This is a genomic window from Clostridium algifaecis, from assembly GCF_017874415.1.
GTDB classification, from domain to species: Bacteria; Bacillota; Clostridia; order Clostridiales; family Clostridiaceae; genus Clostridium_B; species Clostridium_B algifaecis.
Genome location: NZ_JAGGLM010000037.1, coordinates 1 through 9425 on the forward strand (window position 1 = coordinate 1; position 9425 = coordinate 9425).

At 30.7% G+C, this 9425-nt stretch carries 7 protein-coding genes and 1 pseudogene; 3 read left to right on the forward strand and 5 right to left on the reverse strand.

Features of this window, described 5'->3' with window-relative positions; all coding sequences use genetic code 11:
• Positions 1-410: 410 nt before the first annotated feature.
• The 5 genes from yjfF to J2Z42_RS14105 all read right to left on the reverse strand — a co-directional run bounded on the left by yjfF (position 411) and on the right by J2Z42_RS14105 (position 6594).
• Positions 411-1418 (reverse strand): galactofuranose ABC transporter, permease protein YjfF, encoded by a 1008-nt coding sequence (gene yjfF / locus J2Z42_RS14085; RefSeq protein WP_209703401.1) that lies wholly within the window; start codon positions 1416-1418, stop codon positions 411-413.
• Positions 1415-2473 (reverse strand): ABC transporter permease, encoded by a 1059-nt coding sequence (locus J2Z42_RS14090; RefSeq protein WP_209703402.1) that lies wholly within the window; start codon positions 2471-2473, stop codon positions 1415-1417. The genes yjfF and J2Z42_RS14090 overlap by 4 nt, the downstream gene beginning before the upstream one ends.
• Positions 2466-3995: a sugar ABC transporter ATP-binding protein gene (locus tag J2Z42_RS14095; RefSeq protein WP_209703403.1), complete on the reverse strand. Its 1530-nt coding sequence runs from the start codon at positions 3993-3995 to the stop codon at positions 2466-2468. The genes J2Z42_RS14090 and J2Z42_RS14095 overlap by 8 nt, the downstream gene beginning before the upstream one ends.
• An 83-nt stretch (positions 3996-4078) precedes the next feature.
• A complete protein-coding gene (locus tag J2Z42_RS14100) occupies positions 4079-5056 on the reverse strand; it encodes an ABC transporter substrate-binding protein (protein ID WP_209703404.1) in 978 nt (325 codons plus the stop codon).
• Positions 5057-5508: 452 nt separating this feature from the next.
• Positions 5509-6594, reverse strand: a complete 1086-nt coding sequence (locus tag J2Z42_RS14105) for a GntR family transcriptional regulator (RefSeq protein WP_209703405.1) — start codon at positions 6592-6594, stop codon at positions 5509-5511.
• 243 nt (positions 6595-6837) lie between these two features.
• On the opposite strand from J2Z42_RS14105, the gene J2Z42_RS14110 reads away from it, so the two are divergent.
• The 3 genes and pseudogenes from J2Z42_RS14110 to J2Z42_RS14835 all read left to right on the forward strand — a co-directional run.
• Positions 6838-8523: a ribulokinase gene (locus J2Z42_RS14110; protein WP_209703406.1), complete on the forward strand. Its 1686-nt coding sequence runs from the start codon at positions 6838-6840 to the stop codon at positions 8521-8523.
• 3 nt (positions 8524-8526) lie between these two features.
• Positions 8527-9228 (forward strand): L-ribulose-5-phosphate 4-epimerase, encoded by a 702-nt coding sequence (locus J2Z42_RS14115; RefSeq protein WP_209703407.1) that lies wholly within the window; start codon positions 8527-8529, stop codon positions 9226-9228.
• A gap of 23 nt (positions 9229-9251) precedes the next feature.
• Positions 9252-9338, forward strand: a pseudogene (locus J2Z42_RS14835) (hypothetical protein); the annotation flags it as partial.
• Positions 9339-9425 lie beyond the last annotated feature (87 nt).

Here is a 9425-nt window from a genome sequence, read left to right on the forward strand (position 1 = left end):
TTGTCAACACTTTTTTACAAAATATTTTTAAAAGCTTTCATCTTTTAAACTTTTGCTGTTTGGCTCATTTGGCCGCCCCGTTTGACACAACGAAATTTATTATAGCATACCTTTTATTATTTCAATAAACTTATTTCGTTATTTTTCTAATTTAATCTACATTTTCTCTATTATTATACTTATATCTATCTTTTTTATATATAGATACGCATGGATATGTTTATATTATTTACATTAATAAACTAAAGCTTATATTAAGTATATTCTTATATTGTTAACTGAAAAACTTACATAAATATATAATAAGTGTAGCTATAATAACGCTAAATATAAAATTTTCTCAACTAATAAAAGGTGACCAGATATAACCAGTCACCTTTTATTAACCATTGTTTAAGTGTCAAATTTATTCAACTTATAACAACCTTTTTCTTTTCTTCTCTAATAACAATAATTCTTTGTAATGCAATAAATATAAATAATAGCATTCCTATTGCAATCTTTGTCCACCAAGAATTAAGATTTCCTTGGAACATTATAAGACTTTGGATTATACCCATAGTTAAGACACCAAATACAGGCCCTATAGGATATCCTGACCCTCCTGTTAACAATATTCCTCCTATTACACAAGCTGCAATTGCATCCATCTCTGTACCTAAACAATTTAAACCATAGCCTGATAAAGTATATATAGTAAATAACAAACCGGCTAAAGAAGAACAAAAACCCGATACAGTATAGACAAGAATTTTAGCTTTTCCAGCATTGAGACCCATAAGCATAGCTGAATTTTCATTTCCACCAATCGCATATACTGTTCTACCAAACCTCGTATATTTCAATACAAATATAGCAACTGCCGCTACTATTAAGCTAACAACTACATTGACAGATATAGATACACCAGGTCCAATTGGTATTCTAAAACCTGAAATTGCAGTAAATAATGGATCCTTAATACTTATAGTATCTATACTTATAATGTAACTTGCTCCTCTTGCGAAAAACATACCTGCTAATGTTACAATCCATGGATGAAGATCAAACTTTTCTACTAATATTCCCTGTACTGTTCCAAATACAATACCTACAATTAAAACAAAAGTCATAACTAAAATTGGATTAACTCCATTTTTTAACAAGCTTGCAACAATCATACTTATAAAAGCTATCATGGAGCCTACTGAAAGATCTATTCCACCCGTAATAATAACAAAAGTTTGGCCAATAGCTAAAACTAACAAATAAGCATTGTCTATAAAAAGATTGGCGAGTACTTGACCTGAGAAAAAACCGTTAAACATAACAGAACCAATTAAAAATAATACTATGAATAGAACAATTGTTGCATAAATTGAAATGTATGATGAATTTAATTTAAAAATCTTTTTTTTACCAACTAATTTTTTTATCATAGACGAGCCACCTCTTTTTCATGCTTGTTTTCAGTATTATATTTTTTAGTATTGTTTGATTTCTTTCTCTTTAGCATTTTTCTAAATGCTTCAGACTGTATAATGCAAACTATTATAACTACTATAGCTTTAACTACAAGCGTAATTTCTGGAGCTACACCCATGCTGTAAATAGTTGTTGTCAAAGTTTGTATAAATATTGCTCCTACTACTGTCCCTCCTAAGTAAAATCTACCACCTGCCATAGAAGTTCCTCCAATAACAGTGGCTAATATAGCATCTAATTCCATCCATAATCCTACATTGTTTGCATCTGCGCTCTTTATATTAGAACATAAAATAATGCCAGCAATACCTGCAAGAATACCTGATATAATATATAATGAAAAAATGATTTTTCTTGCTCTTATACCACAGTACTTACTGGAACTACTATTTACACCTATAGATTCAACAAATAAGCCTAATGCTGTTTTTCTAATAAGTAAATAAATTGCAAAAACAATTACAGCAGCAATAATTATTGCGACAGGAAAAAGTAAATATCCTGTTCCTATAAAAATAAATCCCTTATTAGTAAATGTTAATATTTGTCCGCCCGTAATAAGCTGTGCTATGCCTCTTCCGACTATATATAGAATAAGTGTAGCAACCATAGGTTGAATTTCAATATAAGCTACCAGAAAGCCATTCCATATTCCACAAAGTAATCCTACTATTGCTCCTGATAATACAGCCTCTGGAACAGAACCACCTCCAACTATGACTGTTGCCGAAACAGAAGCACTTATAGCAATTATAGATCCAACAGAAATATCAATTCCTTGAGTAGCAATAACTATTGTCATGCCTAATGATATTAACATAAGTGGCGCTGCATGATTAAGTATATCTATTAAATTTCCAAATAAGTGTCCATCTTTAATCGTTATATTAAGAAAACCCGGTCTTACTAAAAAATTTAATAAAAGTAATGCAATTAACGCCGCTACCGGCCAAAATATTTGCGTATGGTAAAATTTTTTGAATATATTGGGAGTTTTAGTCTCATTCATTAACATTACCTCCTTCTGCAATAGTCTCAAGTATCTTTGCTTCCTGTACTTCTTCACCTACTAATTCACCTATAATTTTTCTATCTCTAAGTACAAGTACTCTATCACAGCAAGTTTCTATTTCTGAGAGTTCAGAAGATATGAATATAATTGACATGCCTTCTCTTGCCAGTCTTATAATTAATTTTTTTATTTCGTCTTTCGCACCTATATCAATACCTCTTGTAGGTTCATCTAAAATTAGAAGCTGAGGATTTGTTGCAAGCCACCTTGCCAGTATAACCTTTTGTTGATTTCCACCACTCAAATTGTCAATTCTCTGTTCTATACTAGGAGTTTTAATATTCAATAACTTAACATACTTTTTAGCAATTTCCTGTTGTTTTTTCATCGGAATATATTTAAAAATACCTTTAATGGACTGTAAACCCAATATTATATTTTCTCTTATAGTCAGCTCACCAGCTATACCTTCCACTTTTCTGTCTTCCGGGCAAAGTCCTAAACCCTCTTTAATGGCTTTTTGTGGATAAATATATGAATATTCCTTGCCATCAATAGTCAATGTTCCATGATCTGATTTATCTATACCAAACAGTAATCTAGCACATTCAGTTCTTCCAGATCCCAAAAGTCCTGCCAATCCCAATACTTCACCCTTTTTTATATTCATATTAAAAGATTCTACAGTACCTTTTCTGCCGAACTCTTTAGCTTCCACCAAATTTTTATTTTCTATACTATCATATTTACGTGATGATTTTTTATTTTCTTTTACCATTTCCTCGTAGTTTTTTCCTATCATCTTCGAAATTAGATCCATCTCAGGCAAATCCTTTGCAATATAAGTTCCAACTAACTTTCCATTTCTGAGTATTGTTATTCTATCTGAAACTGCATAGACCTGATCTATAAAATGAGTTACAAACACAATTGACATGCCCTCAGATTTTAACTTTCTCATAATACTAAATAGCTGTTCGGCTTCATTACTATCTAAACTAGATGTAGGCTCATCAAGTATTAATATTCCACTTGATATGTCTACAGCTCTCGCTATAGCTACCATTTGTTGAATTGCAACAGAGTAACTTGACAGTAACTTTTTTACATCTATTTTTAAATTTAATCTTTCTTCTAATAATTTTGATGCATTTTTATTCATTGTATTCCAATCGATGAATCCATTTTTCATTGGTTCTCGTCCAATATAAATATTTTCAGCCACAGTAATGTTTGGACATAAATTAACTTCCTGATAAACAGTACTTATTCCATTTTCTTGTGCATCTTGAGTTGATTTAATTACAATTTTTTTACCATTCAAAATAATAGTTCCTTCATCTATTTCATAAACTCCTGTAAGAACTTTAATTAATGTTGACTTTCCAGCCCCATTTTCTCCCATAAGAGCATGTATCTCACCCTTTTTAAGTTGAAAATTCACATTAGAAAGAGCTTTAACTCCAGGAAAAGACTTGCAAATTTCCTGCATACTAAGAGTAATATCACTTTCAAACATTAATTTCACCCCTATTTATAAAATTTTCATGATGTAGATGTATGAGTATGAAATATCTAACTCATACATCATATTTTATTGTTCTAATATTTTCTGTTAGGTAATTCTTTTTTAGCTTGTTCTTGAGTAAATGCGCCCTCTTTAGTGTGTACAATTTTATCCTTAAGTTTTCCACTTAATATTTGTTTTGAAGTATCTAGTAACTGAGGTCCTAAAAGAGGATTACACTCAACTATGCCGTTTGATTTTCCATCAGCCATTAATTTAAACATATCTTTAGTTCCATCAACTGAAACTATAAAAATATCCTTCCCTGGTTTTTTACCATACTCTTCTATAGCTTGTACAGCTCCAATTGCCATATCATCATTGTGAGACCACAAAACATTAATATTATTTCCGTCAGATTTCAAGAATGCTTCCATAACTTCCTTACCTTTTGCACGAGTAAAATCACCAGTTTGTGATTTTATAATTTTATAGTTTGGACAATTTTTTATAGTCTCATTGAAACCTTTTTGACGACCTATCATAGCTGTTGATCCAACAGTTCCTTGTAATTCTGCTATGTTAAGTTTTGCATCTTTACCAAATTTGTCAATTATAATTTTAGCTGCTCTCTTTCCTTCTTCCTCCATGTCTGATCCAAGGAAAGCTGTAATAAGAGATTGATCTGATACTTTTACATTTCTATCTACTATAACAACTGGTATCTTAGCATTTTTTGCTTCTCTTAATACTGTATCCCAACCAGTTTCTACTACAGGATCTAATGCGATTACGTTAACTTTTTCAGCTATAAAAGATCTTATAGCTTTTATTTGATTTTCCTGTTTTTGCTGTCCATCAGAGAACTTTAATTCAAAGTTTGAATCTAATTTTGGAATTTCTTTAATAGAAGTAGTTTCTGCTGTTCTCCAGCCACTTTCAGCTCCAACCTGTGCAAACCCAATAACTTTTTTCTTGTTCGATGAACTTGTCTGTTGACTACCACATCCAGCAAAAATACCAACTGATAAAACTACTGTTGCTGCTAAAGCAGCAATCTTCTTAAATTTCATATTCTTCCCCCCATTTACATTTTATATTTGGTCTTTAAATTATAAGTTGTAAAATATTTATTTCAAAAAAATGTGGAATATATAAAAATTATCCAACTATTCGTATTAATATCTTATTAATTCTTCATAATTAGATTTGTTTTTTATAATTTCCTTATTTTTTTTGAAATCGGTTACTTAAATGAATCTAAAACATTTATCCAAATTAATAATAGTATTTATTGGTATAAATGTCAATTATTTTTATCTTTTATCAGTATTTATTTTAATTATATGTTTTGTTATTATGACTATTACCTATTTAAATAAAATTTAAGATAATCTTATTTAGCTAAATTTAGAAATCGATTACTTAAATATAATAATAATATTTGTTCGTACAAATGTCAATTGTTATTTTTTTTATAGGTATTAATTTTTTTTAATTATAGTTCTAATATCTATTAATATAATTAAATTGGTGCAGTAGAATTACGAACTACAAGCGTAGGCTCATATAATATGGAGTCACTATCCTTAAACTGATTATGATTGTTAATTAACTTAATAATCAGTTTGGCTGCATCTATTCCCATCTTTTCTTTTGGATGAGTTATAGTAGTTAATTTAGGATATACCATCTTTGATATTTGAGAATCATCAAATCCTATAATTGATATGTCTTCAGGGACTTTTAGTTTAAAATTATGTGCTATATTTAATACCTTAAATGCGATTTCATCATTATAACAAAATATTCCTGTTGGATGATTTTTTTCTGCTATTAATTTTTCTATTTTCTGAGGTAATAAGGACTCCGTTTCCTCTGACAAATAAGTTATGATTTGATTTTCATTTAATTGGATGTTATTTTCCTGACACATTGCAATGAATCCATTCATTCTATTAACTCCTTGCAAATCGTCCACTTTGAAAATGCCCATTATATTTCTGTGTCCCAAAGTAAGCAAATATTCAACCGCTATCCTAGCACCTTTAAAATCATCTACACATAAACTGGGAACCTTAATTTGAGGATAAGATGCATTTATCATTATAAATGGAATATTTTGCTTTATTAAGTTATTAAAATAGCCTATATTAGGGCTCTGATATGCACTCTTTGTCGGTTCCATAATAAGTCCATCTATCTTATGTGCTAATAAATTTTTTAAACTGCTATTTTCAAACATTATATTATTCTTAGTAGAAGATAATAAAAGAGAATATGATTCATCATAAAGAGTATCTTCAATTCCTCTAATTATGTCTGGAAATATATAATTAGAAATATATGTAGTAAGTACACCAACATTTTTATTTTTTTTCAAATAAAGTTCTGTTTCTTTAAAGTCAGACAGATATATTCCACTGCCCTGTATCCTATATACATATCGTTCAGAGGCTAGATCACTTATCGCTCTCCTAACTGTATGTCTGCTAACTTTAAATAAATTCATTAATTCTGATTCAGTCGGGATCTTATCATGCGGTTTGTACTTTTCGTTAACTACCCACTTAATAATTTTTTCTTTTACTATTTCATATTTATGTTTCATATTTTTCTCCTATAATAGCATTTATTTTTTATAATATAAATCTGACTTTCAATTATTGGAATAAAAAAGTTAATTCCTTTATAGGTTATATTATAACAAATGATAAAAGATATAAAAAGTTAAATTATTCAATATAGTTTGCAAATTTATTAGTATAAATTTGCAAACTATATTGACATTTATGCTAATAAATATTATATTTGTCTTGAAAGCGATTAACTAAATAAAAAGGTGGTCATTAAAATGACAGGGAAATATACAATTGGAGTTGATTTTGGATCATTATCTGCAAGAGCAGTAGTTGTTAGCTTAGTTGATGGAAAAGTTATCTCTTCTGCAGTAAAAGATTATCCAGATGGTGTAATCGATGAAAATTTACCTGGCACAAAAATCAAGCTAGAGAATAATTGGGCATTGCAAAATCCAAACGATTATTATAACTGTTTTATAGAAACAGTATCTAAATCTGTTAAAGAAGCTTCTAAAAAAATATCCAAAGATGATATTATCGGTGTATCTATTGATTTTACATCTTGTACTGTCCTTCCTGTTAAAGCAGATGGTACTCCTTTAATGAACTTACCTGAATGGAAAAATAATCCTCATGCATGGGTCAAGCTCTGGAAACATCATGCTGCACAGGATCAGGCAGATAGACTAAACGCTATTGCAAGAAAACGTGGTGAATCATGGCTTCCTTATTACGGTGGCAAAATTTCTTCTGAATGGCTATTTCCTAAGTTAATGCAGATAGCTGAAGAAGCACCAGATGTATACAGTGCAATGGATCGTTTCATCGAAGCTACTGATTGGCTTACATGGCAATTAACTGGAAAAGAGGTACGTAATGCAACTACAGCAGGTTACAAAGCTATATGGAATACTGAAACTGGATTTCCTGATAAGGATTTTTTTAAAGAATTAAATCCTTTAATGGAAAATGTCATAGAAGAAAAAATTGGTACTATTTTTTATCCTGTAGGAACTAAGGCTGGTACACTCATTCCAGAAGTTGCTAAAGCTACCGGCTTAAATGAAGGTATTGCTGTTGCTGTTGGCAATGTCGATGCTCATGTCTCGGCTGCACCTACTGGTGTTGTAAAATCAGGTACAATGCTTAATATTATGGGAACATCCACCTGTGATATTACTTTAAGCGATAAAAAGATTGCTGTACCAGGCATGTGTGGTGTAGTTAAAAATGGTGCTATTCCAGGATATTATGCTTATGAATCCGGTCAAAATGCTGTTGGTGATATTTTTGCATGGTTTGTTAAAAATCAGGTTCCACAAAAATATTTTAACGAAGCAGCTGATAAAAATATTAGTATTCATACTTTACTTGAAGAAAATGCTAAAAAACTACAAATTGGTGAAAGCGGATTATTATCATTGGATTGGTGGAATGGTAATCGCTCTATTTTAGTTGATACAAATTTAACCGGTTTAATATTGGGTATGGATTTGGAAACAAAGCCAGAAGAAATTTATCGTGCTTTAATTGAAGCTACTGCATTTGGTAAACGTTTAATTATTGATACATTTGAAGAGAATGGAATTAAAATCAATAATTTAACTGTTTGCGGTGGATTGCCTCATAAAAACCAAATGTTAAACCAGATTTATGCTGATATTACAGGAAAAGGAATATTTATATCAGAGCATCTGCAAACACCTGCCATAGGTGCTGCAATGTTTGCCGCCGTTGCAGCTGGTAAAAAAGCTGGTGGTTATGATTCTATAGAAGATGCTGCAAAACAAATGGCCAAAATCAAAGAAAATTCAATTAAACCAATTCCTGAGAATGTAAAACGTTATGAACTTATCTATAAAGAATATGTAAAATTACACAACTATTTTGGCACTGGTGAAAATAACGTTATGAAACGCTTAAAGAAAATTAAAGCATCTGCAGTGAAAGAAGGTTAATTAATGTTAGAAGATTTAAAAGAAAAAGTATTAGAGTCTAATTTAATGCTGCCAGAATATCATATGGTAACATTCACTTGGGGAAATGTTAGTGGAATTGACCGAAGCAAGGGGCTAGTAGTTATTAAACCTAGTGGTGTTGAATATACAAAAATGAAAGCAAGCGATATGGTTGTTGTAGATTTAGATGGAAATGTCATAGAAGGAGATTTAAATCCATCTAGTGATACACCTACACACTTAGTTTTATATAAAAACTTTACTGATATCTCAGGTATTGTACACACACATTCTCCTTGGGCTGTTTCTTTTGCTCAAGCAGGTATCTGTATTCCTGCAGCTGGTACTACACATGGTGATTATTTCTATGGAAATATTCCTGTAACACCTCCTATGCTTAAGAATGAAATAGTTGTAGATTACGAAAAACAGACAGGTGATGTAATTGTCAGAACGTTTAAAGATAACAACATCAATCCAAATGATGTACCAGGAGTACTAGTAAATGATCATGGTCCATTTACCTGGGGAACTGATCCAAAGAATGCAGTACACAATGCAGTTGTCTTGGAAGAGGTAGCAAAGATTGCATATCATTCGTTACAACTAAATCCTCATAACATTAGAATAAATCAAGTTTTGCTGGACAAACATTTTAAACGTAAACATGGAAAAAATGCATACTACGGCCAAAATAATAAGTAAAAAATTAAGGAGGGGAAAATATTATGTTAAAAAATAAAAAAATGGAGTTCTGGTTTATCGTTGGTACTCAAGATCTATATGGTGAAAATGCACTAGCAGAAGTAAAAAAGCGGCCATAGCCGCGTTATTTCGCTTCGCTCAACTTCTTTTGGGCGTAGCCCTTTAACTAGGCTGCTTTATTATATTTTTTATTATTA